The organism is Sphaerotilus natans (assembly GCF_900156335.1).
GTDB lineage: Bacteria > Pseudomonadota > Gammaproteobacteria > Burkholderiales > Burkholderiaceae_C > Sphaerotilus > Sphaerotilus natans.
This window is the reverse complement of record NZ_FTMZ01000012.1, coordinates 18,512-43,415: the sequence shown is the minus strand read 5'-3', so window position 1 is coordinate 43,415 and position 24,904 is coordinate 18,512. Positions and strand designations below refer to the sequence as shown.

Annotated in this window: 15 protein-coding genes; 2 read left to right on the top strand and 13 right to left on the bottom strand. The window is 69.3% G+C overall.

Features of this window, described 5'->3' with window-relative positions:
* The 5 genes from BW996_RS11890 to BW996_RS11870 form a co-directional block, all read right to left on the bottom strand.
* The gene (locus BW996_RS11890) at positions 1 to 2,250 is read right to left on the bottom strand and encodes a type I secretion system permease/ATPase (protein ID WP_051631502.1); all 2,250 of its coding nucleotides are present in this window, start codon (positions 2,248 to 2,250) and stop codon (positions 1 to 3) included.
* A complete protein-coding gene (locus tag BW996_RS11885; protein WP_037477993.1) occupies positions 2,247 to 2,735 on the bottom strand; it encodes a class I SAM-dependent methyltransferase in 489 nt (162 codons plus the stop codon). The genes BW996_RS11890 and BW996_RS11885 overlap by 4 nt, the downstream gene beginning before the upstream one ends.
* 74 nt (positions 2,736 to 2,809) lie before the next feature.
* Entirely contained in the window at positions 2,810 to 3,622 is an 813-nt protein-coding gene (locus BW996_RS11880; protein ID WP_076458924.1) for a DUF5672 family protein, read from the bottom strand.
* 34 nt (positions 3,623 to 3,656) lie between these two features.
* Positions 3,657 to 5,603 carry an O-linked N-acetylglucosamine transferase, SPINDLY family protein gene (locus BW996_RS11875; protein ID WP_037477994.1) on the bottom strand — a complete coding sequence of 649 codons (1,947 nt, stop codon included), beginning with the start codon at positions 5,601 to 5,603 and terminating at the stop codon, positions 3,657 to 3,659.
* Positions 5,604 to 5,722: 119 nt separating this feature from the next.
* Positions 5,723 to 13,111: an SPM autocatalytic domain-containing protein gene (locus tag BW996_RS11870; RefSeq protein ID WP_139330859.1), complete on the bottom strand. Its 7,389-nt coding sequence runs from the start codon at positions 13,109 to 13,111 to the stop codon at positions 5,723 to 5,725.
* 511 nt (positions 13,112 to 13,622) lie between these two features.
* Between BW996_RS11870 and BW996_RS11865 the strand changes: the two genes are divergently transcribed.
* The gene (locus BW996_RS11865; RefSeq protein WP_076458922.1) at positions 13,623 to 14,612 is read left to right on the top strand and encodes an EpsD family peptidyl-prolyl cis-trans isomerase; all 990 of its coding nucleotides are present in this window, start codon (positions 13,623 to 13,625) and stop codon (positions 14,610 to 14,612) included.
* 25 nt (positions 14,613 to 14,637) lie between these two features.
* Positions 14,638 to 15,477 carry a polysaccharide export protein EpsE gene (gene epsE / locus BW996_RS11860; protein WP_037484290.1) on the top strand — a complete coding sequence of 280 codons (840 nt, stop codon included), beginning with the start codon at positions 14,638 to 14,640 and terminating at the stop codon, positions 15,475 to 15,477.
* 81 nt (positions 15,478 to 15,558) lie between these two features.
* Here the strand turns inward: epsE and BW996_RS11855 are convergent, their stop codons facing one another.
* From BW996_RS11855 to xrtB, 8 genes are all read right to left on the bottom strand, one after another.
* A complete protein-coding gene (locus BW996_RS11855) occupies positions 15,559 to 16,491 on the bottom strand; it encodes a glycosyltransferase family 2 protein (RefSeq protein ID WP_076458921.1) in 933 nt (310 codons plus the stop codon).
* The gene (locus tag BW996_RS11850) at positions 16,491 to 17,663 is read right to left on the bottom strand and encodes a glycosyltransferase family 4 protein (RefSeq protein ID WP_162177995.1); all 1,173 of its coding nucleotides are present in this window, start codon (positions 17,661 to 17,663) and stop codon (positions 16,491 to 16,493) included. Before BW996_RS11850 ends, BW996_RS11855 begins: the two co-directional genes overlap by 1 nt.
* 139 nt (positions 17,664 to 17,802) lie before the next feature.
* Positions 17,803 to 18,648, bottom strand: a complete 846-nt coding sequence (locus BW996_RS21325) for a glycosyltransferase (protein WP_051632157.1) — start codon at positions 18,646 to 18,648, stop codon at positions 17,803 to 17,805.
* A 235-nt stretch (positions 18,649 to 18,883) separates the two neighbouring features.
* Positions 18,884 to 20,467 (bottom strand): O-antigen ligase family protein, encoded by a 1,584-nt coding sequence (locus BW996_RS11840; RefSeq protein ID WP_241462033.1) that lies wholly within the window; start codon positions 20,465 to 20,467, stop codon positions 18,884 to 18,886.
* Positions 20,468 to 20,536: 69 nt separating this feature from the next.
* On the bottom strand, positions 20,537 to 21,709 hold the full coding sequence (locus BW996_RS11835) for a polysaccharide pyruvyl transferase family protein (protein WP_206539525.1): 1,173 nt from the start codon (positions 21,707 to 21,709) through the stop codon (positions 20,537 to 20,539).
* Between the two features lie 138 nt (positions 21,710 to 21,847).
* Positions 21,848 to 23,212, bottom strand: a complete 1,365-nt coding sequence (locus tag BW996_RS11830; protein WP_081838241.1) for a lipopolysaccharide biosynthesis protein — start codon at positions 23,210 to 23,212, stop codon at positions 21,848 to 21,850.
* Positions 23,213 to 23,266: 54 nt separating this feature from the next.
* Positions 23,267 to 23,950, bottom strand: coding sequence for an exosortase-associated protein EpsI, B-type (gene epsI, locus BW996_RS11825; protein WP_037484263.1), 684 nt, complete (start codon positions 23,948 to 23,950; stop codon positions 23,267 to 23,269).
* A 46-nt stretch (positions 23,951 to 23,996) separates the two neighbouring features.
* On the bottom strand, positions 23,997 to 24,875 hold the full coding sequence (gene xrtB, locus BW996_RS11820; RefSeq protein ID WP_051632158.1) for an exosortase B: 879 nt from the start codon (positions 24,873 to 24,875) through the stop codon (positions 23,997 to 23,999).
* Positions 24,876 to 24,904: the final 29 nt, after the last annotated feature.

The window sequence follows — 24,904 nt, the reverse complement described above, 5'->3', positions numbered from 1 at the left end:
TCAGCAGACCTCCTCGGCGCGGGGAGCGGTCACGGCGGCCGCAGCAGGCGCGGCCGTTGCGGCGGGCGCTGCCGGTCGGGTGCCGCTCAGAGCCTGCAGCACCGCCTGGCGCGGGCCGTCGGCGATCAGCCGCCCGCCCTCGAGCACCGCGATGCGCTCGACCAGCTCCAGCATCGCCGGCCGGTGCGTGACCACCACCAGCGTGCAGCGCGGCAGCGCCTGGCGCAGCTGGGCGACGAACTGCGCCTCGGTCTGCGCGTCCATCGCGCTGGTGGGCTCGTCCATCAGCAGCACCTGAGGGCGCAGCAGCAGTGCCCGCGCCAGCGCGACCAGCTGCCGCTGGCCGCCCGAGAGCATCGCGCCGCCCTCGCCCACCGGCATGTCCAGCCCCATCGGATGCGCGGCCACCACCCGGTCCAGGCCGGTCAGGCGCAGCACCTCGGCGATGCGGTCGGCGCCGGCCTGGCGGCCGAGCAGCAGGTTCTCGCGCACCGTGCCGCGAAACAGCCGCGGCTCCTGCTCGACCACGCCGATGTGGCGGCGGAAGTCGGCCGGATCGAGCTGGCGCAGGTCCAGCCCGTCGATCTCGACCGCGCCGGTGGTCGGCTGGTAGAGGCCGGCGAGCAGCCGCAGCACCGTCGACTTGCCGCTGCCGATGCGCCCGAGCAGCGCGATGCGCTCGCCCGCAGAGATGCGCAGCGTCACGCCCGAGAGCGCCTGCGGCGCCTGGCCGGGCGGGCCGTAGGCGAAGCCGGCATCGCGCAGCGCCAGCCGGCCCTCGAGCTGCGGACAGGGCAGGAAGGCGCGCTGCGGATCGCGCTCGACCGGCAGCGCCATCAGGCGGTCGAGCATGCGCAGCGCCGCACGCGCGCCCTGGTAGCGCGAGGCCAGCGCCACCACGCTGCCCAGCGGCGCGATCGCCCGGCCGGCGAACATCACCGCCGAGATCAGCGCGCCGCCGGTGAGCTGGCCGGCGCCGATCAGGTGCACGCCCCAGACCAGCATCACGATGGTGACGAGCTGCTGTGCCACCATCGACACATTGTTGACCCAGCTCGACAGCGCCCGCGCGCGCAGCGCCGACTGCGAGGCCAGCGCATGCGCCTGCTCGTACTGGCGCTGCACATGGCCCTGCGCGCCGGTGGCGCGGATCGTCTCGATGCCGTCCATCGCCTCGACCAGCAGGCCCTGCATGTCGGCCATCTGGTGCTGCTGCGCCAGCATGCTGCGCCGCAGCAGGCCCTGCACGCCCACCGTCATCAGCAGGATCAGCGGCACCGCGATCACCAGCACCAGCGCCAGCGGTCCGGCCAGCAGCCAGGTCGCGGCGATGAACAGCGCGATGAAGGGCAGATCGCTGACCACCGACATCGAGGCCGAGGCGGAGAACTCGCGCACCACCTCGAGCTGGGCCATGTGGTGGGCGAAGGAGCCGGCCGATTCGGGCCGGTGCTCCAGCCGCAGACCCAGCGACTGGCGCATCAGCACGCTGCCCAGCGCCAGATCGGCGCGGCGACCCGCCTGGTCGATCAGGTGGCTGCGCAGCTGGCGCGCCACCAGATCGAAGCCGGTGGCCAGCAGCGCGCCGATGGCCAGCGACCACAGCGTGATGGTCGCCTGGTGCGGAATGACCCGGTCGTAGACCACCATCGCGAACAGTCCGCCCGCCAGCATCAGCACATTGCTGAGGAAGGCGGCCAGCATCGCGCCGCGGTAATAGGGCAGATAGCGGCGCAGCGTGCGCCAGAACCAGTGGCCGTCGAGCGACTCGGCTGGCGCATCGGCCGCCGAGCGCGAGAAAAAGCCGCGCGCACCGTGCGTCTCGCCCGGGCCGGCCAGCAGCATGTCGCCGTCGTGCATCGCGCGCAGCGCCTCGTCGTCCAGGCGCTGCGGAGCCGGCGGCGTGCCACTGGCGTCGAAGATCAGCAGCTCGTGGCTCAGGCGAGCGTCGGCCCCGACATGGCGCGCCAGCAGCACCGCGGCGCGGCCGTCGCGCAGCGGCAGCAGGACCGGCAGCAGCAGTGCCAGCACCTCGGCGGCATCGCGCCTCACCCGCCCGGCCTGCAGGCCGGCGTGCTCGAGCACCTGGCAGGCGCCGGCGGGCGTGAGCGGTCGCGGCACGCCCAGGCCGTCGAGCAGCGACTCGGCGCTGCGCTCGATGCCGTGGTGGCGGCAGAGCCAGTGCACCGCGCCGAGCAGCGCGTCGGCGCTGCCGGCCGCGGCCTGCCCGGACGGTGCGGCGGCGTTCATGCGGTCTTGCGCAGCAGGCTCATCAGGTGCACGCCGCGCCATTCCTGGCTGAGGATCTGGAAGCTGCCCCGGAAGCCGTACATCGAGGCCCAGCGCACCTTGTCGTCGAAGTACAGCGGGAAGGTTTCCTCGGTGATGATGTTGACGTGGGTCGGATCGCGGAAGGCCGGCCCGTGCGGGAAGGCCGGCGTGAAGGACATGAACACGCCACCGGGCTTGAGCACGCGGTGGATCTCGTTCATCACCTCGACGAAGGCGTTGCGGCGCTGCGGCAGGTAGATCAGGCGCGGCACATGCTCGAGGAAGTCATGCGCGGTCACATAGTCGAAGCTGTCATCCGGGAACGGAATCGGCTCGATGACCAGATCGGCCTTGACGATGTGCGCCTCGGCGTCGTCGCGCACGTCGATGCCGTAGACCTCCTGGGCGTTGAACGGATTCTTGGGCTGCAGGCCGCAGCCGAGGTCGAGGGACTTGGTCGTCATCTGGTGTCGTCCTGTTCCGTGAATGAGGAGCGGCGGGGAAAGGCTCCAGGGCAGTCGGGCGCGCGCGGAGACCCTCAGGCGGGCGTGGCCGGCGCGGCGGATTCGGCCAGCGGGCCGGGTTCGGTGAGCCGGGCCGGCACGGTGGTGGCCTGCAGCGGCGGCGGCATGCGGAAGAAACGCGCCCAGAAGTTCGGGCTGTACTTCCACCAGGCGTGGCCGCCCATCGGCGGACGGCAGTCGATCGCGTGGTAGTGCTCGGGCTGCAGCTCCCAGGAGAAGCGGGCGGCCTCGCGCTCGTTGGGCAGCACGAAGTCGGCCGACAGCAGGCCCATGATCGCGAAGTACAGGTCCTCGCTCGAGCCGGTGCGGCGGAACATCTCCAGCGCCTGCGGAAACTCGCGCAGCAGCGCCTGGCACTTGCGGATGCGCCGCAGGCTCAGGCCGCCGTTGCCCACCAGCGCGCGCACCGTCTTGGCATGCGGCCCGCAGAACGGGTCCAGGTCGACCTTGACCGTCACGCCCTGCGGCCAAGGCGCGCCGATGTAGTCGTAGGGGCGGCTCATCCAGTGATCGAGATCGTCGCGCAGCAGGATGGCGTCGGTCTGCAGCACCAGCATGAACTCGTGCGCCGCGTAGCGCTCGTAGAAGGCCGGCGACAGCATCAGCAGGTTGTAGCCGGCGATCGACGCGAAGTAGGCCGGATCGAAGGCCTCGAACGGAATGCCCGGATAGCGCAGCTGGTAGTAGCCGTAGTCCAGACCGCGCGGGCCGATGAAGCGCACGTCACGCCCGGCCAGCAGCGGCAGCGAATGGTCGAGCGAGAACTGCTCCAGCACCGACAGCAGGGGCTGGTAGATCGGGATCAGGACGATCGTCGAGGGGGTCATGGCAGGCCTCGGCAGGGTCGGAAGATGCGCGGTGTCAGGGCACGGCGCACAGCGCGTCGCGGGCATCGCCCAGGCGGCTCTGGCGCCACATCGCGATGCAGGCGGCCTCGACGTCGCGGGTGAAGCCCGCCGTGTCGAACAGGGCCGAGTGCGCGCGCTGCGCCTGCAGCTTCGCCCGCAACGCCGCACGCCGCGCCGGATCGCGCGCCAGTGCCAGCGCCAGCGCCTCGTAGTCGGCGTGGCAGGTGGTGACCAGCTCCGGCAGACCGGCGGCCTGCAGCAGGCTGCCGGCCACTCTGGATGGGAAGGCCTGGCCGGAGCAGGTCAGCACCGGCAGGCCCGCCAGCAGCGCGTCGGCTGCGGTGGTGTGGGCGTTGTAGGGATGGGTGTCGAGAAAGAGATCGGCGACGCGGTAGCGCGCCAGGTGGTCCTCGACCCGCGGCACGCGCTGCGCGAACACCAGCCGCGCCGGATCGACGCCCGCAGCCTGCGCGGCCGCGCGCAGATTCTTCTGCGACAGCTCGCTGCGCGACATCAGCCACAGCACGCTGCCGGGCACCGCCGCCAGCAGCCGCATCCAGATCGCGAAGACGCCGGGCAGGATCTTGTAGTCGTGGTTGAAGGAGCAGAAGACCACGCCGTCCTCGGGCAGGCCGCACTCGGCCCGCGTGGGCGTGCGCTCGGCGATCTGCAGGCCGGCGGCCGGCGGCAGGTAGGCATCGGGCAGATAGATCACCCGCTCGTCGTAGAAGCGCTGCTGATCGGGCGGGATCACATGGCGGTCGGCCAGGATGTAGTCCATGTAGCCGTTGCCCAGCGTGCCGGGATAGCCCAGGTAGTTGACCTGCACCGGCGCGGGCCGGTGGCTGAAGATGTCGCTGCGCGAGTCGGCGGTGTAGCCGGCCAGGTCGATGGCGATGTCGACCTCCATCGCGCGAAGCTGACGGGCGATGTCGATCGCGCTCATGCGGCGCGCGTCGATGAAATGGTCAAAGGCCGCCACCATGCGCGCGCGCAGCCGGCTGCCGTCGTCCGGCCCGAGCGAGACCGCGATGGTCTCGAAGCGGCGGCGGTCGTGGTGCTCGAAGATGCCCGCCATCAGGTGGCCGACCGGATGCTCGCGCAGGTCGGGCGACACATAGGCCAGACGGATGCGGTCGTGGCGGTAGCGCTCGCCGTTCCACAACCGGGTGGTCGAGGGCGGATAGCGGTGGGCGGAGAAGGTGCGCGCGCAGCGCTGGTGGTCTTCGGCCGAGTCCGACAGACCCATGAAGGCCAGCGACTTGCACGCGCGCTGCCCGGCGCGCACGCCCTCGATGACCTGCCGGGACAGCGCATCGAAGCCGCTCCAGTCGCAGGCATGGAGCTGCTCGTAGACCAGCATGCCCACGCCATAGTCGTAGGACGGGTTGATCGCCTGCAGCTGGCGCAGCATCGCCACCGCCTCTTCGGTGCGGCGGAACTCGGTCAGCAGCGTGGCGCAGTTGGCCAGCGCGGTCTCGTTGGCCGGCTGAAGCGCCAGCACCCGCTGGAAGCGCTCGAGCGCGGCGGCATGCTGCAGCAGCTCGCGCAGCAGCACGCCGCTGTTGATCAGCGCCTCGGTGTAGTCGGGCTTGAGATCGATCGCACGCTGGTAGCTCGTCAGGGCCTCGTCGCGCCGGCCCGTGCCCTGCAGCGCGGTCGCATGCGCGAACCACAGCGGCGCGAAGCCCGGCACGTCGCGCACGCCGCGCTCGAGCAGCGTCAGCGCCTCGGCCGCGTCGGCACGGCGCAGCAGGATGACCGCCAGCGAGTACAGCGCGACCGGATCGGCCGGCCAGTGGCCGAGGTAGAAGCGGAAGAGCTGCTCGGCCAGCTCGACGCGCCCCTGGTTCTGGTGGTCGAGGGCCTGGATCAGCAGGGCGCGGTCGGCAACCGGCGGCGCTGCCGTCGCGGCGGCCGCTGCGGCCGGAGTCTGGGGGGGCGAGGCGGTGAGGACCATGGTGCGCCCATGGTTGCAGCGATGCCCCGCTTCAACTCGCAGAAAGCGCAAGGCAAGCCCGGCGCATTTCGGCAGTTCGGGACGGGGCTCCTGCCCCGTCCCGTGCTGCGCGCGAGACCTCAGAGCAGCGGCTGCTGGCGCATCAGCTCGTCCAGCGTCGCAGTGGCGCTCGGCGCGATCACCGAAGCGACCACCGCCGCGCTGGCCTGCGGAGCGCTGGCCGGCGCCTCGGCCAGCAGTTCGTCCAGCGCCGGGGCGGGCGCCGCCTCGCCGCGGGCGAACCAGACATCGGCCATCGCATGCACGCTGCCGTCGCTGCGGGTGTAGCCCGAAACCAGACCCAGCAGATTGCCCTGATCGACCGTGGTCCCCGCCTGCGCATTCAGGTCGAGCGAGACGATGCCCAGATCGACCAGGCCGTGCAGCTCGGCCGCCGAGGACAGGCCGTCGGAGTCCGCATCCACCCAGACGCGGAGCTCGCCGAAGGCGGCGTCCTTCGCATCGAGCCGGCCGTCACCGTTGCTGTCGAGCGCCTGCATCGCGACATAGCCGTTGCCGGCGATCTGGCCGCCGTCGAGCTGGGTCGCCACGCCGAAGAGCTCGCGCCCGTCGTCGATGCGGCCGTTGCCGTTGAGGTCGCGCACCAGCAGGCCGTCGGTGGCGGAGACCCAGCCGGTGGCGTGGGCCTGGCCGCTGGCCAGCAGGTCGAAGCGCACGCCCGCCGAGGCCGACAGCGTGCGCACGCCGTCACCGTCCAGATCGAGCACGATCGGCGACAGCGCAGCCAGCGCGGCGCGCTGCGCCTCGCTCATCGCGTCGATGTCGGTCTGCTCGAAGGCCGCGGCCTGGGTCATCGACATCGCAGCGATGTCGCGTGTCTCCAGCACGGCCACCTGCTCGGTGGTGAGTGCAACGATCTGCGCGGTCGTCAGCGCTTCCGCCTGCAGCGAGGTCATCGCGACGATGTCGGTCGTCTGCAGCGCCTGGACCTGCTCGGTCGTCAGCGCAGCGAACTGGCTGCCCGACAGCGAGGCGATCTGCGTGCTGCTCATCGCCAACAGGTCGCCCGTCTCCAGCGCCGCGATCTGGCGGGTGCTGAAGGCGGCCAGCTGCGTCGTGGTCAGCGCCGCCGCCTGGGCACCGGTCAGCGCGGCGATGTCATCGGTCCCGAGCGATGCGATCTGGCGGGTCGACAGCGCAACGATCTGTGCGGTGCCCAGCGCGCCGATCTGGTCGGCGCCGAGCGCAGCAAGGTCGCTGGTCTCGAGCGCGGCGATCTGCACGGTGGTCAGCGCACCGAGCTGGGCGGTCGTCAGCGCCCCGAACTGCGCCGAGTTCAGCGACACGATCTGTGCAGTCGTCAGGGCCCGCAGCGCCGCCGAGCCCAGGCCGACGATGTCGGCCGTCTCGATCGCAGCGATCTGCGCGGTCGTCAGCGCGGCGATCTGCGCACTGCCCAGTGCGCCGATCTGGCTGCTGTCGAGCGCGGCGATGTCGCGGCTCTCGATCGCCACCAGCTGGCTGGTGCGCAGCACGGCCACCTGGGCGGTCGTCAGTGCCGCCACCTGATGCGTGCCCAGCGCCACCAGATCACCGGTCTCGAGCGCAGCCACCTGGGTGGTGCTGAGCGCGTGGATCTGGTCGGTGGTCAGCGCCGCCGCCTGGAAGACCGTCAGGCCGGCGATCTGGGCGGTGGTCAGCGCCCGCACCGCGGTCGTCGACAGCGCCACCAGATCGCGGGTTTCCAGCGCCGCGAACTGCAGCGTGTTCAGCGCGGCGATCTGTGCGCCGCTCAGCGCGGCCACCTGGCTGCTGGAGAGCGCGACGATGTCGGTCGTCTCGAGCGCAGCGAACTGGCGGCTGCTCAGCGCGGCGATCTGCTCGGCACTCAGTGCGGCGATCTGCGCGGTGTTCAGCGCGACGATGTCGCCCGTCTCCAGCGCCGCGATCTGGCGGGTGCCGAAGGCGGCGAGCTGGGCCGAGCTCAGCGCGGCGACCTGCGCGGTCGACAGCGCCAGCACCTGCAGGGTGGACAGCGCCGCGGCGCCATCCGTGCCCAGCGCGACGATGTCACGCACCTCGAGCGCGGCGATCTGCGTGCTGGTCAGCGCGGCGATCTGCGCGGTGTCCAGCGCGGCGATCTGGGCGCTCGAGAGCGCGACGATGTCATCGGTCTGCAGCGCCGCCACCTGGCGGGTGTTGAGCACCGCCATCTGCGCGGTCGTCAGCGCCGACACCTGCAGCGTGCTGAAGGCGACGATGTCGGCCGTCTCCAGCGCGGCGACCTGCGCGGTCGTCAGCGCGGCGATCTGGCTGCTGCCCAGCGCCGCCAGATGCGCGGAGCTGAGCGCGACGATCTGGGCCGTGGTCAGCGTGCGCAGCGCGTTCGTGTTGAGCGCGGCCAGATCATGCGTTTCCAGCGCGGCGATCTGGCTGCTCGAGAGCGCGGGCAGCAGACCGGCATTGCCGAGCGCGGCGATGTCGGTGGTCTCGAACGCGCGGATCTGGCTGGTGCTCAGCGCCGCGACCTGGGTGCTGGTGAGCTGGGCGATCTGCGCGGTCCCCAGCGCAAGGATCTGGCTGGTGGAGAAGGCCCTCACCGCCGCGGTCGACAGCGCGGCGATGTCGCGGGTCTCCAGCGCCGCCACCTGCGCACCGGTCAGCGCAGCGATCTGGTGGGTGCGCAGCACCGCGACCTGCTCGCTGGTCAGCGCAGCGATGTCGCGTGTCTCCATCGCGGCGATCTGGCGGGTGGTCAGCGCACCGATCTGCACCGTCGACAGCGCGGCGATCTGGTTGGACGACAGCGCGGCGATGTCGGCGGTGTTCAGCGCCGCCATCTGCGCGGTGCTCAGCGCGTTGAGCTGACCGGTGGTCAGCGCCCCCGCCTGCAGCGTGGTCAGCGCGCCGATCTGCAGCGTGGTGAAGGCGCGCACCGCCGTACTGCTCAGGGCGGCCAGGTCACGCGTCTCCAGGGCCTGCAGCTGCACGGTGTTCAGCGCGGCCAGCTGCAGCGTGCTCATCGCGCCGAACTGCACGCTGGTCATCGCGGCGATGTCGGCGGTTTCCAGCGCGACGATCTGGCGGGTGGTCAGCGCGGCGACCTGGGTGCTGGTCAGCGCGGCAATCTGGGTGGTGCCCAGCGCCACCAGATCGACGGTCTCCAGCGCGGCCACCTGCAGGCTGGTCAGCGCCGCGACCTGCACGCTGTTGAGCGCGGCCACCTGCGCGGAGGTCAGCGCCACCACCTGCGCGGTGCTCAGCGCCCCGATCACGCGGGAGCTGAGCGCGACCATGTCGCGGGTTTCCAGCGCCTGGATCTGGCTGGTGCTCAGCGCCGCGAGCTGGAGGGAGCCCAGCGCACCGATCTGATGGGTGCCCAGCGCCGAGATGTCCTCGGCCTGGAGCGCGACGATCTGGCGGGTGGTCAGCGCGGCAACCTGGCTGCTGGTCAGCGCGACCGTCTGCAGCGTGGTCAGCGCCACCAGATCCGAGGTCTCCAGCGCAGTGACCTGATCCGTCGACAGCCCGGCCACCTGTGCGGATGCCAGTGCGGCCACCTGCACCGAGCTGAGCGCGACGATCTGGGCACTCGACAGCGTGCGCACGAAGCCGGTGCTCAGCGCGGCCAGGTCACGGCTTTCGATCGCGGCGACCTGGCTGGTGGTCAGTGCGGCGATCTGCGTGGTGTTCAGCGCGGCGAGCTGCGCGCTCGACATCGCGGCGATGTCGACGGTCTGCAGCACCGCGACCTGGGCGGTGGTCAGTGCGGCCACCTGGCTGGTGGTCAGCGCAGCGACCTGGGTCGAGCTCAGGCCGATCACGTCGGCACTTTCCAGCGCGGCGATCTGGCGGGTGGTCAGCGTGGCGATCTGCGCGGTGTCCAGCGCCGCGATCTGCGCGCTGCCGAAGGCGACGATCTGGCTGGTCGACAGCGCACGCAGCTGGGTGCTGCTCAGCGCGCCCAGATCACGCGTTTCCAGCGCCATCAGCTGGACGCTTGACAGCGCGCCGAGCTGGGCGGTGGTCAGCGCGCCCAGCTGGGTGCTCGACAGGCCGGCCAGATCGACAGTCTGCAGCACGCCGACCTGCGCGGTGGTCAGCGCGATCAGCTGGGCGGTGCTCATCGCGGCGACCTGGGCACTGCTCATCGCCACCAGATCGGTGGTCTCGATCGCGGCGATCTGGCGGGTGGTCAGCGCCGCGACCTGGGTGCTGGTCAGCGCGGCCGCCTGGACCGTGCCGAGCGCGGCGATCTGGGTGGTCAGCAGCGAGCGCAGCGCGTCGGTCGACAGCGCGACCAGATCCCGGGTCTCGATCGCGGCGATCTGCGCCGAGCTCAGCGTCACCAGCTGGCTCGTGCCCAGCGCGGCGAACTGGCTGCTCGACAGCGCAGCGATGTCCGTGGTCTCCAGCGCGGCGACCTGGCGGGTGGTCAGCGCAGCCGCCTGCGCGGTGGTCAGCGCGGCGATCTGGCCGGTGCCCAGCGCGACGATGTCGGTGGTCTCCAGCGTGCGCAGCTGGCTGCTGCTCAGCGCGGCCATCTGGCCGGTGGTCAGCGCAGCCACCTGCGCGGTGTTCAGCGCCAGGATCTGCGCGGTCGTCAGCGCATGGAGCGAGGCGGTGTTCAGCGCCGCCAGATCACGCGTCTCCAGCGCCCCCACCTGCAGCGAGGTCAGCGCGGCCAGCTGCACCGTGCCCAGCGCATTGAGCTGGGCGCTGCTGAGCGCGGCGATGTCGGCGGTCTCGATCGCCGCGACCTGTCGGCTGTTGAGCGCGGCGACCTGTGCGGTCGTCAGCGCCGCCACCTGCAGGCTCGAGAAGGCGGCCAGATCGGTGGTCTCCAGCGCGGCGACCTGCGTGCTGCCCAGCGCGGCGACCTGACTGGTGGTCAGCGCGGCGGTCTGCACCGTATTCAGCGCCACGATCTGCTGGGTCGACAGGCTGCGCAGCGCGGCAGTGCCGAGAGAGGCCAGATCACGAGATTCGAGCGCCAGCACCTGCGCGGTGCTCAGCGCAGCGAACTGCACGGTATTGAGCGCATTGATCTGGGCGCTGCCCAGCGCGGCGATGTCGACGGTCTGCAGCGCCCCAAGCTGCACGGTCGTCAGCGCGGCGATCTGTGCCGTCGTCAGCGCGGCAATCTGGGTCGAGCTGAGCGCGATGATGTCGGCGCTCTCGAGCGCCTGGACTTGGCCGGTGGTCAGCGCGGTGAGCTGGACCGTGTTCAGCGCCGCGACCTGGGCACTGGAGAAGGCCTGCAGCTGCGCAGTCGACAGCGCACGCAGCTGTGCGGTCGTCAGCGCAGCGAAGTCGCGCGACTCGATCGCCAGCACCTGCGCATTGCCCAGCGCGGCGACCTGCGCAGTGGTCAGCGCACCGATCTGCAGGCTGGAGAAGGCGGCGATGTCGGCCGTCTCCAGCGCGCTGATCAGCCGCGATCCCAGCGCGACGACCTGTGTGGTGGAGAAGGCGGAGATCTGCGCGGTGTTCATCGCGATCAGATCGGTCGACTCGAGCGCGGCGACCTGCGTGGTCGACAGCGCCTGGATCTGCAGCGTGCCCAGCGCCTGCGCCTGCGCGGTGGTCAGCGCAGCCACCTGCGCGGTGGTCAGCGCCCGCACGCCGGCGGTACCCAGCGCTGCCAGGTCACGGGTCTCGAGGGCAGCGATCTGGGCCACCGACAGCGCGGCGATCTGTGCGGTCGACAAGGCCTGGATCTGCGTGCTGCCCAGCGCCACCATGTCCGAGGTGTCGAGCGCCCCGAGCTGGCGGGTGCTCAGCGCCGCGATCTGGGTGCTGCGCAGCGCACCGACCTGGGTGCTGGAGAGCGCCTCGATCTGCGCGGTGCTCATCGCGCGCAGGTCGGCGGTGTCGATCGCGGCCACCTGGGCCGAGGTCAGCGCGGCGATCTGCTCGGTGGCCAGCGCAGCCACCTGGAGGCTGGTCAGCGCAGCGATCTGACCGGTCGACAGTGCGCGCACGGCCACGGTCGACAGCGCGCCGATGTCGCGGCTCTCGATCGCGGCAATCTGCATCGTCGACATGGCTACCATCTGGGCGGTCGACAGCACGGCGATCTGGGCGCTGTTCAGCGCCACCAGGTCGGCGGTCTCCAGCACGGCGACCTGGGCCGTCTTCAGCGCGGCCACCTGGTGCGTGCCCAGCGCGGCGATCTGCGCGGTGCTCATCGCCACCAGGTCCGCGGTCTGCAGCGCGCCGATCTGGGTGGTCGTCAGCGCCGCCACCTGGGCCAACGACAGCGAGGGCATCTGCAGCGTGGTCAGCGCGGCGATCTGCAGCGTGCTGAGCGCGGCGGCATTCTCGGCGCCCAGCGCCTGGATCTGCGCCGGCGACAGCGCGGCGATGCCGGTGGTGCCCAGCGCCAGCACCTGCGTGCTGGTCAGCGCGGCGACCTGGGTGGTGCCCAGCACCGCCAGATCATTCGTGCCCAGCGCGGCGACCTGCGCAGCGGTCAGCGCAGGAATCTGCCAGGGCCGCAGCGCGGCGATCTGCGAGGTCGACAGCGCCTGGATGTCGCCCACCGCCATCGCGGCGATCTGCTCGGAGCTGAGCGCGATGATCTGCGCGGTGTTCAGCGCCGCGAAGTCGGTCGACTCCAGCGCGACGATCTGCGCGGTGCTCAGCGCCGCGATCTGCGTCGTGTTGAACGCCGCCACCTGCGCGGTGCTCAGCGCTGCGATCTGGTTGCTGGTCAGCGCACCCAGGCCGGTGGTGCCCAGGCCGACCAGATCGCGTGTCTCGATCGCGCCGATCTGGGGGGTGCTCAGTGCGGCCACCTGCGCGGTCGTCAGCGCGGCGAACTGAGCGCTCGACAGCGCGACGATGTCCGCCGTCTCCAGCGCGCCGATCTGGCGGGTGGTCAGCCCGGCGATCTGGTTCGTGCCGAGCGCAGCCACCTGGGTGCTGGCCAGGGCGGCCACCTGCGCGGTCGACAGCAGCGCGATCTGCTCGGCCGAGAAGGCGCGCAGCGTGGTGGTGCTCAGCGCGACCAGGTCACGCGTCTCGATCGCGCCGATCTGCGCCGCATCGAGCAGCGGCGCCTGCGCGGTGGTGAACGCGCCGATCTGCGTGCTGCCGAAGGCGGTGATGTCCGCCGCGGACAGGCCGGCGAGCTGCTCGGAGCCGAGCGAGGCGATCTGCGCGGTGGTCAGCGCCGAGGTCTGCAGCGTCGACCAGACCGACACGTCCTCGGAGGCCAGGCCGCCGATCTGCGCCACGGTGAGCGACACCACCTGCCCGGTGGTCAGCGCAGCGACCTGGGTCGTGCTGAGCGCGGTGATCGCCTCGGCATCGAAGCCGCGCAGCGCCGTGGTGGAAATGGCGGCCAGCCCCAGGCTCTCGATCGCGGCGATCTGCTCGACCGACAGCACCGCCACCTGTGCGGAGCTGATGCCGGCCCAGTCCTCGGTGGTCAGGGCCGCCAGCTCCTCCGGCGGCAGCTCGGCGACTTCTGCGGGGGAGAGCGTGGTGAAGATCGAAGCCATGGGGTCGGGTCCGGTGGTGTACTGATCGGTCGGCGGCCGCAGCGGCAATGAAGCAACGGCCTTCTCTGCGCCCGATATCGACGATCCCCCCCTGAACTGGAGCCGCATCACCCGAAAAGATGAAATTCCCGCTGGACAGCGGCCAGACACCACACCCGAACACGAAACAATGCAATTGCGCAGTTCAGGAAGCCCGGCTTTTTCCGGGAATGACCTTGCGACTTCTGCTGTTTCAGGAAGACGTTCGGCCGATCTTTCAGCCTATGCCGGTCAAGAACAGCACGTCTTTTGCGCACTGGCTCACGACCTGAACCCCGCCCCGCACAGGCCTTCGTGCAGACTTAACGTGGCTTCCCGGAATGAAAACCGCCCCTGCAATCCGGGGAAGCCGCCCGGACAGGTGCCGGATAAACTGCCGCCGGTTTGTTCCGTTTATCACCTCTTTCATTGCGAGCGCAGCCGGCCACTGAACCCCGCCGGACGCAGCGCTCGCGCCAGGAGTATGCAAGTCATGACATCGGCCCTGTCCACCCGCCCCACCCGTCTGAGCCGCCTTGTCCTCGTCCCGACCGTTCTCGCCTGCGCCGCACTGCTGGCCGCCTGCGGTGGCGGTGACGGCGACAAGAAGCCGGCCACCCAGGTGGCCGCCAAGGTGAACTCCGGCGAGATCTCGGTCCATCAGGTCAACCAGGTGCTGCAGCGCCAGCCCGGCCTCAAGCCCGAGCAGGTCCAGGCGGTGAGCCGCCGGGTGCTCGACGGTCTGGTCGACCAGGAGCTGGCCATCCAGCAGGCCACCGAGCAGAAGCTCGACCGCGATCCGCGGGTCGTCTCCGCCATCGAGGCCGCCAAGCGCGACATCATCGCCCGCGCCTATGCCGACAAGGTCGCTGAAGCTGCGGCCGCACCGACGCCCGAGGAGATCAAGGCCTACTACGACAGCAAGCCCGAGCTGTTCTCCAAGCGCCGCATCTACGCGCTGCAGGAGTTCAACATCGAGGCCAATGCCGAGCAGAAGGCCGCGCTGCAGTCGAAGATCCCAGGCCTGCGCAATGGCGAAGAACTGGCCTCGGCGCTGAAGAACGCCGGCATCCGCTTCGGTGCCCGCGCGGTGACGCAGGCGCCCGAGAACATCCCGATGGGCGCGCTGGCCGAGCTGGCCAAGGTCGGCGAAGGCCAGTGGCTGGTCAAGGCCGGCCCGGCCGGGCTGAGCGCCATCTTCGTCGCCGGCGCCAAGCCGGCCCCGGTGACCGAAGAAGCCGCCAAGAAGGCCATCGAGCAGTTCCTGCTGACCGACCGCAAGCGCAAGCTGGTCAGCGACAGCATCAAGAAGCTGCGCGAATCTGCCAAGATCGAGTATGTCGGTACCTTCGCCAATGCGGCGCCGGTGCCGGCCGAGGCCGCCAGTGCCGCGGCGGAAGTCACCCCGACGGTGGCTCCGACCGCGCCGGCCTCGGATGCGCTCGATGCCGCCACGCTCCAGAAGGGCCTCGGGCTGAAGTAAACCCTTCGATGCACGCCACATGCCGATGACACACCGACTCCCGACCGACCTCCTGGCACAGCTGCTGCAGCGGCTGTTCCTGTCCGTGCTGATGCTGCTGGCCCCCGTCCTGGCTCATGCCCAGCTCTCCGAGGCCCAGCGCGACTATGTACTCGGCGCCGGCGACGTGGTGCGGGTGAGCGTCTACCAGAACCAGGATCTGACCCTGGAGACGCGCATCACCGAAAGCGGCGCGATCAGCTACCCGCTGCTCGGCCAGGTCCGTCTGGGCGGCCTGTCGGTGCCTCAGGCCGAGAAGCTCATCGCCGACGGCCTGAAGAACGGCAACTTCGTCCGCCAGCCTCAAGTCAGCATCCTGGTGACGCAGGTGCGGGGCAACCAGGCCTCGGTGCTGGGCATGGTCAACCGTCCGGGCCGCTACCCGATCGAGCAGACCGGCATGCGCCTGAGCGAGCTGCTGGCCACCGCCGGCGGCATCGCCCAGGGCGGCAGCGACCAGGTGGTGCTGAGCGGCATGCGCGACAGCAAGCCGCTGCGCGTCGTCATCGACGTGCCGCTGCTGTTCGCGCAGTCCGGCGGCGTCAACGACCCGGTCATCGCCAATGGCGACACGGTGTACGTCGAGCGCATGCCGATGGTCTACATCTACGGCGAAGTGCAGCGCCCCGGCGCGATGCGACTGGAGCGCGACATGACCGTGCTGCAGGGCCTGGCCTCTGGTGGCGGCCTGACCCAGCGCGGCACCGAGAAGGGCCTGCGCCTGCACCGCCGCGGCGCCGACGGCAAGGTCCAGATCCTGCAGCCGGGCATGAACGACCCGCTGCAGAACGGCGACGTGATCTATCTGCGCGAGAGCCTGTTCTGAGTTGAAGGCTTCGGATCGCCCTGAGCGATCCGGATCGACCAGGCCCTGCTGCCCCTCCCGGCAGCAGGGCCTGACTCCTTTTCAGCCCGCACGCCGCAAGGTCCGCTCCAGCAGCACATCCGCCAGGCTGGTGCGCGCCACCGGGCGGCGGCTGACCCTCTTGCACCAGGCCTGCTGCGCCTGGGAGTAGGCGATCACCGGCGAACGTCCCCAGCGCATCATGCGCATCAGATGGCGGGGGGCCTCTCCCGCCTCCCCCATCCGCCGCCAGAGCCAGGCAGGAGCCGGCTGGCCCGCGATCACCCGGGCCACCTCAGCGTCATAGTGATCACGACCGGCCGACGAACGCTGCTCGCCCGGGCGCTGACGGAAGGCGGCCAGCGGCACGGACACCGACACCAGATCAGCATGCTCGGCAAAACGTCGCCACAGGTCGAAATCGGCCGCGTACTTCAGCAACAGGTCCATGCCGCCGACGCGCTGCCAGAGGCTGCGGCGCCAGAACATGCTCTCCTGCTGCAGAAAACCGGACATCGATTCCCGGTACCAGCCCGCAGCGATCTCGCGCCGGGGATAGGCCGGGGCCGTCACACCGGAAACACGGGTGCATTGCCCGAGACGGTTCAGATAGGCCGGGGAGCCGATGATCCAGTCCACCTCGGGAAAGGTCGCGAAGATCTCTCCGACCACCGACAGGGTCCAGGGCAGATAGATGTCATCCGCATTCAGCCAGGCGCAGACCTCGCCGGTGGCCATGTCGAGCCCGCGCTGGATGGCGTGATACTGCCCGCCATCGGGCTCGCTGGACACATGGGACAGGCCAGCGCGATGGCGCGCCACGATGTCCATCGTGCCGTCACGGGATCCGCCATCCAGCAGGATGTACTCGAGATCGGGATAGCGCTGCGACAGCACCGAGCTCAAGGTGGCGTCGATGTAGTCGGCCGCGTTGTAGCTGACGGTCACCAGGGAAATCCTGGGCAGCCGACCAGGCGGGGAGTGCTTGGAATCCATCAGTGTGTTCTCGAGAGCCTGTTCCGGTCTGATGTGCGCGATGCGAGGGCCAGTCGATGCACCTCGTCCTGGAGGCGGCCGATACCCACCCAGTCATAGCGCTCCTGGGCCTGCTGGCGGGCGGCCAGGCTGATGCTGCGCTGCAGGTCGGCGTCGTGCAGGATGCGCTCGATCGCCGCCGCGAACTCCTCCGGCGAGTCGGCCAGCAGCGCATGCCGACCCGTCTCGAGCTCGATGCCTTCGGCCCCCACCGTGGTCGACACGACCGGCACGCCCAGCGCCATGGCCTCCAGAATCTTGAGCCGCGTGCCGCCCCCGGAGCGCAAGGGCACGATGGCGACATCGGCCTGACGGTAGTAGGGCTCGACGGAATCGACCTTTCCTGTCACGAAGATCTCCCGCCCGTCATGCCGTGCACGCAGCGCTTCCGGCGGCTGGCGCCCGACCAGCCAGACCTTCACGCCTTGTCGGCGAGCCCGGATCAGCGGCAGCACCTGGTCGAGAAAGTACAGGGCGCCATCCTGGTTGGCCTCGGAGTCCATCGAGGCGACGAAGACCAGCGCACGCTCGCCCTGCGGCCCCGGCCCGACAGGCAGACGGTGCTGCAGCGCCGCGCAGTCCACACCGTTGGGTACCACATCGATCGGAACGTCGGGCACATCGCGGCGCAGGATGTCCGCATCGACATCGGACATCATCATCGCGCGATCGAAGCGGCGCACCGCATCGAGCTCCCAGCGCCTGAAACGCATCTGGTTGAGCTGGTGATAGATCCGGCGCAGGCCCCAGGGCGAGTTCTGGATCACCCGCTCGTTGCGGATGTAGTCGATGTTGTGCATCGTCACCACCCGTGCGGTCGTGGGCGGCAGCGCCAGATCATCCAGATAGACCGCCAGCGAGGAATGCTCCACCTGGACCACGTCGAAGTGCCGCGCGGCCACCAGGCGCCGCAGTTCCTCGCGAATGGCCGGGAACAGCACGGTGCACAGCGAGATGGGATGCCGCGACCAGAGAAAGGGCCAGATCCATCGCAGCCGCTCCAGATGACTGGCGGGCGGCGGCACCGACACGCCGACCACCTCGACCCCGAGCTCGCGAAGGGAGTCGATGGCGCGGGCCTCCTCCGCATGCATCACGCGGCAGACCAGCGTGACCCGGTGGGAACGGGCCATCACCTTCAGCAGGTGGAAGACTCGCAGTTTTTCGCCATCGTTGGCGGGCACAGGACAGGTCCTGGCGATCAGCAGGATGTTCACGGCAGCGTGACCGACTCGGGAAAGGAGAAGAAAAAGACCGCGCGCCTGTGCAGATTCATGCGCGCGTGGCCTGTACCGCCGGACAAGTCTCAGGCAGACGAACCGGTCCGAGCGCCTCGCGCATGAGCGTGCGGGCGACCGCAGGGCGGCGCTTGAGCAGGGCCACCACCGCATCACGCAGCACATGCCGGCGGGCGGATGGCAGATGCTCCGGATAGAAACGCCGGATGAAACGCAGCCGGTTGCGCGCCAGCAGCCTGGCGGAGAAGACCGAGGGCGTGTTGGTCCCCGCCGAGGCGCCTTCCTTGTGGAAGACCAGGCTGCCGGCGGCCAGCGCCAGGCCGAAGGCGGGCCGACTGCGCCGGGCACGCTCGGCCCAGTCGATCTCCTCGTAATACAGGAAATAGTCTTCCTGCATCAGTCCGACCTGCGCCAGGAAGGCGGGCGTCAGCAGCATCGAGGCGCCGGTGATGTAGGCCAGCTGTCGCTCGATGTCCGCCTGTCGGGACTCGGAGACCGGCTCGAAGCGCTCGCCTTCGCCGACATGCATCGTGGCGGTGCGGGCCAGGTCGAAGCGCCCGCCCCCCAGAGCCTGCACGATGTCCGGCCGGTGGTAGTAGCGCAGGACCGAACCGATCATGCCGGCCTGCGGTCGCCGACCGGCTTCCTGCACCAGCGCCACCAGCGCATCGGGATGCACGACCGTGTCATTGTTCAGCAGCCACACATGGCGCGCGTCACCGCGCTGCAGGATGAAGCGCAAGCCGACATTGCACCCGCCGGCAAAGCCCAGGTTGGCCCCGGTCGGAATCAGGAACAGATCGGCATCATCCGGGCCCTGCACATCCCATGCACCTCCGGGCGATTCGCCGTCGGCATCGGCACGGCGAATCTCGGCCATGACCGGTCTTCGTGCAGGCGGCCGGCCTGCGCCAGCCTGTCCGGGAGCGGGCCACCACCCGGGCAGCTCCACCTCCGCTTCACCGCGGGCCCAGGCACGGATCCTGTCGAGCGAACCGTCCGAGGAGGCGTTGTCGCAGACGATGACGCGCGGAGCCGGCCCGTTCAGCCTCATCAGGCTGGCCAAGCACTCGCAGGTATCGCGCCAGCCGTTCCAGTTCAGCAGGACGACATAGTCATGCACGGAGCATCCCCCGGGAAGCAGCCTGAGAGGCCTGATGGGGGCCCGGTGCCGTGCGGTCCTTGTCGGTCGAGACCGCTTCGGCCGCCCAGGACAGGCCCGGACGAGAGAAGACCATCACCAGCCCGGCCAGCAGATAGCCGATGGCCAGATTGGTCGACAGCCACATCGTGCCGCGAATGATGAGCAGCAAGGCCAGGGCCCCTGCGGCACCCGCCAGGAAAGCGGCATGCGGACTGGGGCGGGACAGCACAGCGTGCACCGCCCGCAGCAAGGGAATCAGCAGCGACAGCGTGAACAGCAGGACCGCCGGCACGCCGGACTCGATCGCGATGCCGAGATAGTGGTTGTCCAGCGTCAGCAGCCCACCGTTGCCGACATGCCCGGCGATCTGGCCGGCCGTGCCAAAGCCAGTGCCGATGAACGGGTTGTCGATGACGCTGGGAACGCCACGATCGAGCATTTCCGAGCGGGCCAGCGAACTCAGCTTCTCGTTGGTCGAGCGCCCCTGGGTCAGCAGCCAGACCACCGGCGCGGCCAGCACCACCGCACCGACCAGCGTGCCGATCACGAGAACCTGCCGGCCGAACAGGCCGGCCAGACTCTGCACCTTGCGGGCCCGGTACATCCACAGCACGAACACCAGCAGCATCGCGGCACCGGCGCACACCAGACCGGAACGGGAAGCGCTGGCCAGATTGACCGCCAGCGAGGTCATCAGCACCAGCAGCGCGAACAGGCGTCCCCTCATCCGCCGGGCCCACAACAGGGCGGCCAAGCTGAAGCCCGAGACCATCGAGGCATATTCGGCCAGGGTGATCGGATGCTCGAAGGTGCCCTGCGCACGCAGGACACCATCCCGGAGACGACTGAGCGCCTGCATGGCGCCAACATCCCCACCCATGGGCACGTACAGGGTCAGATAGTTGACCCCCTGGACCTTCTCAAGGACAACCAGGATCGCCATGAGCAGCATGGCCCAGAAAAATGCACTCTGCAGCGTGGCAGGGCAATCCGGATGACGCAGGCAGGCGATCGCGAAGTAATACAGAAAATAGTAGTAGACGAGCTCCCAGCTCAGCATGAGGAAAGCATGGACTGGAAACGCCGCGCCATGCAGCGAGACATAACGCAGCACGATGTAGGCCAGGATGATGAAGCCGACCAGATGGGTGCCGGAATCGCGGTGGAAGAACAGGGCCTGCCGGATGGCGGGACGGTTGACCACCAGATAGACGAAGATGACCAGCGCGGCCAGCATCATGAGCTTGCGGCCATCCAGCGAAGGGGCGCTGCCGATCTTCAGGCTCAGATAGGTCGGCCACAGCGACAGCATGCAAGCAAGCAGCATGGCCCAGCCGCGCATGAACCGGGGCCCCAGGTCGCTGCGATTCGAGCGGAAGGCCGCCACCACGACAAACACCGGAATGACGATGAGGGGCGCGAGGCGCACCATCAGATCGGGCGCCAGCGCGGTCAGCGCGCCGACGATGAAGATGCCCAGCAGCAGCACGATCCACAGCAGCACCGAGGTCAGCGCCGAGATGCTGGTCGCACGTCGCAAGGTCGCGGAGTTCATCAGCACGGAGCGGTCTCCTTCATCGGGAATTCTTCGGCGTGCGGGCGCAACACAGGCTGCATGGGCCGCTCAGGCTCGCTGGCACTGCCGGAACAGGTCAGCCAGATAGTCGCGGTAGACATCCAGCCGCGCCTGGGCCAGAGCATTGCTGCGTCGGGCATCGGCGGCCAGCTGCTCGCGCCGCTCGAAGCCATCGAGAATGGTCTGCAGGGCCTGATCGGTGTCCTGCGCCTTGCCGTCGGCCAGCCAGGGATAGCCGAGCGTCGCGAACAGGCCATTGAACTTGCGACTGTAGGCCAGCGGCACCACTGCCACCCCGGAGGAGATGGCCGCGATGCAGGCATGCATGCGTGCGCCCGTCATGAAGTCCATGCCCGAGATGAAGGACTTGGCCTCGCTCGGACTGCCGAACTGCGGTGCGGCGCGCGCCCGAGGAAACGCCTGCAGCAGCTCGCGCACCGCAACCCGGTCATCATCACGCGGCAGATGATCGGGCACCACATGCGAGATCAGCCAGACGCGATGCCGGTCGACCGCGGTGAAGTGCGCGATCAGGCGGCGCACCAGCTGCGGATAGTCCACACGCAGACCGAACTGGTTCGCCCCCGCGTAGCCGCCGGAATGCAGCAAGCCCGACACATTGATGCCGATGTCGATCATTGCGTCCTCGCTGTCGCGCACCGGCCGGACAAAAGGCAGACGAAAAGCCACATCGACCACCTCGGTCGCCGCTGCGCCCAGGCCCTGCGACTCGAGATACGACATCGACAGCTCGTCGCGCGCGAAGACGCGAGCACAGCGGCGCATCGCGCGCCGGGCCAGCCAGCGCACCGGACGGGACTCGAACGGCCCGATGGTCTGCGGGCTCAGCACCAGCGGAACACCCTGACGCAGCACCATCTGCTTGCTGGCCAGCATGAAGGCAAAGCGCCTCAGGCCGTAGATGTCGGTAAAGCTGTCCCCCTCGCCGATGTCGAGCACCGCGTCGCATGCCGCCACCTCGCGCTCGTAGGCCGAGCGGCCACCGGGCATCTGACGCACAGAGACGGCCGAGCCCTGCGCCAGCTTCACGCCCTGCGGGCCATAGGACTGACCGCCAGACGTGCCGAACAGAACAAATTCCAGATCGACGCCCGCCAATTCGGCCGCCTCACGGCACAAGGCCAGCTGGGACTCGGTCAGGGCGCCGACGCCGAGGTTGTCGGAAGACAGCGAATGCCACAGCAAGCCGATGCGAAGCACGCGCCGCGCCGCCGGCATGGACGCCGCAGCAGTCGAAGGAAATGAACGGGAGGTCATCAGCATTTTTCCGATTCTCTCCGGGGCGAATCGCAACCGGATCAAGCAAAGCACAAAGAAACCAGCAGGCTGCGCCCGTCTTCACGCACCTGCCCCTCCCTGCGCCTGCACCAGCAGTCCCAGATGCAACAGCATCAGCGCCAGAGCCGTCAGCACAAGTGCCAGGCTGGCACGGCTGCGCAGGCGCGCGGTCAGTTGCACCCGCACCGCATAGGCCATCCACAGCACAAAATTTCCTGCCACCAAGGCCAGCAGCCAGCCCTGCCCCTGCAAGACAGGAAGCAGCCAGATCGACAGGCCCAGGATCAGCAGCCAGTGCAGCACCGAAGCACGAGCGCGAAAAGCCTGCTCGCCCATGGCCGTCAGCGTGATGCCCCAGGCGGCGGCAGCGCAGCGCACCTGGAACAGCAGTCCGAACCACGGCAGCAGATGCAGCAGGTCCAGATAGGCCTCGCCGAACAGCAGCCGCACCACGATCTCGTCAGCCAGCGAGAAGCCCACACCGATCAGGCACCCGACCAGCACGATGGTCATCTGCATGCGCACCATCTGCTGTCGCAGTTGACTGTCGGAAGCCGTGGTCATCGAAGCGGCCAGCTGCGGCAGAAAGACATTGGCAAGCACCGGCATGATCTGCGCCGCAGCCATGAACATGCGCATGCCGGCCTGGTGCAGGCCCACGGCCACCGGCCCGAGATGATGGTTGAGCACCAACGCATCGATCTGACCGAACAGCGCCGTCATGGCGTAATCGGTCGCATAGCTGAGACTGGCCCGGGCGCGCTGCGCGGCCACCCGCCATCCCAGCCAGCGCAGCCCCCCGGGCACCGCGTGCGAAGCCATCCGGGCACCGAGCACCGCCACCAAGGCACGTGACAGCAGATAAGCCACGGCCACACCGAGGATCGAGCCGGTCAGCCACGCGGTCAGGCCGACCGAGAGACTGTAGATCCACGCACTGCGCACCCCGAGTCGGGCATCCTCGTCATGCCGGCCACAAGCACGCAGAACCGCCATCGCGAACTCGGCGAGCCCCTCGGCCAGCATCGCCAGCATCAGCAGCGCAAAGGGCAGCCGCACCGGTGCCGACAGCAGTGCCAGCGCCGGCATCGCCACCAGCAGCATCACCACCGAGCCCAGCCAGCGGGCCGACCAGGCCTCGGCCACGCAGCGGTCCGGGGACAGCCCATCCGGGGAGGTGCCGGTGACGGCACGCGCCTGCGGCAGCGCCCGCAGCACCCATGTGGACAGGCCGAAATTGGCCGGCACGCACAGGATGGCTGCCAGGGACAGCAGAAACATCAGCTGGCCGAAATCGTACGGCTGCAGGGTACGGGCAGCGATGCTGATCGCCACCAGGGAAGACGCCAGACGCGCAGCAGTGCCCAGACCAGACAGACCCACGCTGCGCAGCATCGGACGCCCCCCCGCGGGGGTGGAACTCATCAGGTCAGCGCAGTGGGCCGATCCGGCAGGCCCCGGCCGTCATGACCGTGGTGGTCATTGCGACAGCCCAGCCAGCCGGCGGCGCTCGCCCGCACCGACATGCGCCAGCAGATCACGTGCGAACTGCTCATGCAGGGCAAACGCCCGGGGGCTGTCCCGGTCGATGCTGGAGATGCGGAACAGCAGCCCGTCGGCCACCAGGCCATCCATCGCATAGCGGATGTCGAGCATCTTCTTGTCGATGCCGCTGGCGACGGCAAAGTCGCCCAGCGTGGTCCAGTAGGTCACCGGCTCGAAGCGCTGGCGCCCCAGCACCGTCTCGAGGCGACGCACGGGAATGCTGCCCGAGGCCGTCTGCAGCTGCCCTTTCTGGTTGCTGCGGATCTCGAAGCCCTGGGCGGGATAGCAGACCTCGGGCTTGTGGACCTGGAAATCGTCGCCCTGATTCTTGCCGTAGGCGATCGACAGAATGACCCGTTCGCCGCGGTCGTTCTCGTAGATCTTCGAGACGGTCTCGGCATAGACCTTGTTGACGAAGTCCTCCACCTGCGGATTGACGATGCCGCCAGTGACCGGAACCGCACGCCATGTGCCGAACTGCAAGGGAATCAGCGGCTCGATGCGCTGCTGCTGGCGGGTGTCGGCCAGCATCCGGGTCGGCTTGGCCGCTGACGCCAGCACGCTGGTGCCGACCATGATCGCGGCCATCACTGCGGCCGTCTTCATCGAGGAGATCATCGGATCCTGCTTCCTGGGTTGAATGGGATGGCCAGCACGGGTCGGCTCAGGCCGTCGCCGAACGGGAACGCCCGGACCAGATCGCCACGACGGCGCGGATGAGCGAATCCGCCAGGATGGTCATCATCAACGCCGCCATGAACAGCACCATGCCGGCAAAGCCGTGCAGGAAACCCTGCCCGGCCTCGTCGCCGAAGTGGTAGGTGATCAGCGTCAGCACGACGACACGGATGACATTGGCGGTGAAGCTGATCGGCACGATCAGGATGGCCAGCGTCACGTTGCGCGCCATGGACTCATGCCGAATCAGGTTCAGATAGAGCAGGCCCAGCGCCTCGAGCGTGAACAGGGTCTGCAGTCCGGCGCAGGCATCGGCCACCAGCAGCTGGTAGGGCCCGATCTGCAGGATCACGCCGCTGCGGCTGATCGGATAGCCAGCGGTGTACAGCAGCGACTCGGCGACATACGAGACCGCCAGCTTCATCGGCTGCGTCAGCGCGTCGACCACCGGCGCGGGCAGCGGCACCATGAAGAGCATGAAGAACAGCGGGAACAGCAGCAGCTTCAGCGAGGCGCCGCCCCGCAGGATCAGCATCACCGCGGAGATCATCGGCACCAGCGAGCCGACCTCGAAAAGCAGGATGTCCTGGGAGCGGCCCAGCGCATACAGCAGCAGGGCCAGCACGAACAGCGTCCAGCCGCTTCGCGGCGCCGGCGCGGCCGGGCTGGCCATCAGATCCGGCAGCCGGCGCCACAGCAGCCACACCGAGATGGCGAGCACGATCGGACCATGGCCCTGGCTGTCGGTCGACCACAGCCCGTTGAACAGACCCCAGAACGTGGGTCCATACATGGCCAGCACGCCGACCAGCACGATCAGCCACGGACGCGCTGCCGCGGACTGCACCAGTTGCAGGGGCTGCATGGAAATCGGCGGTGTCGCCGCTGCCGCGC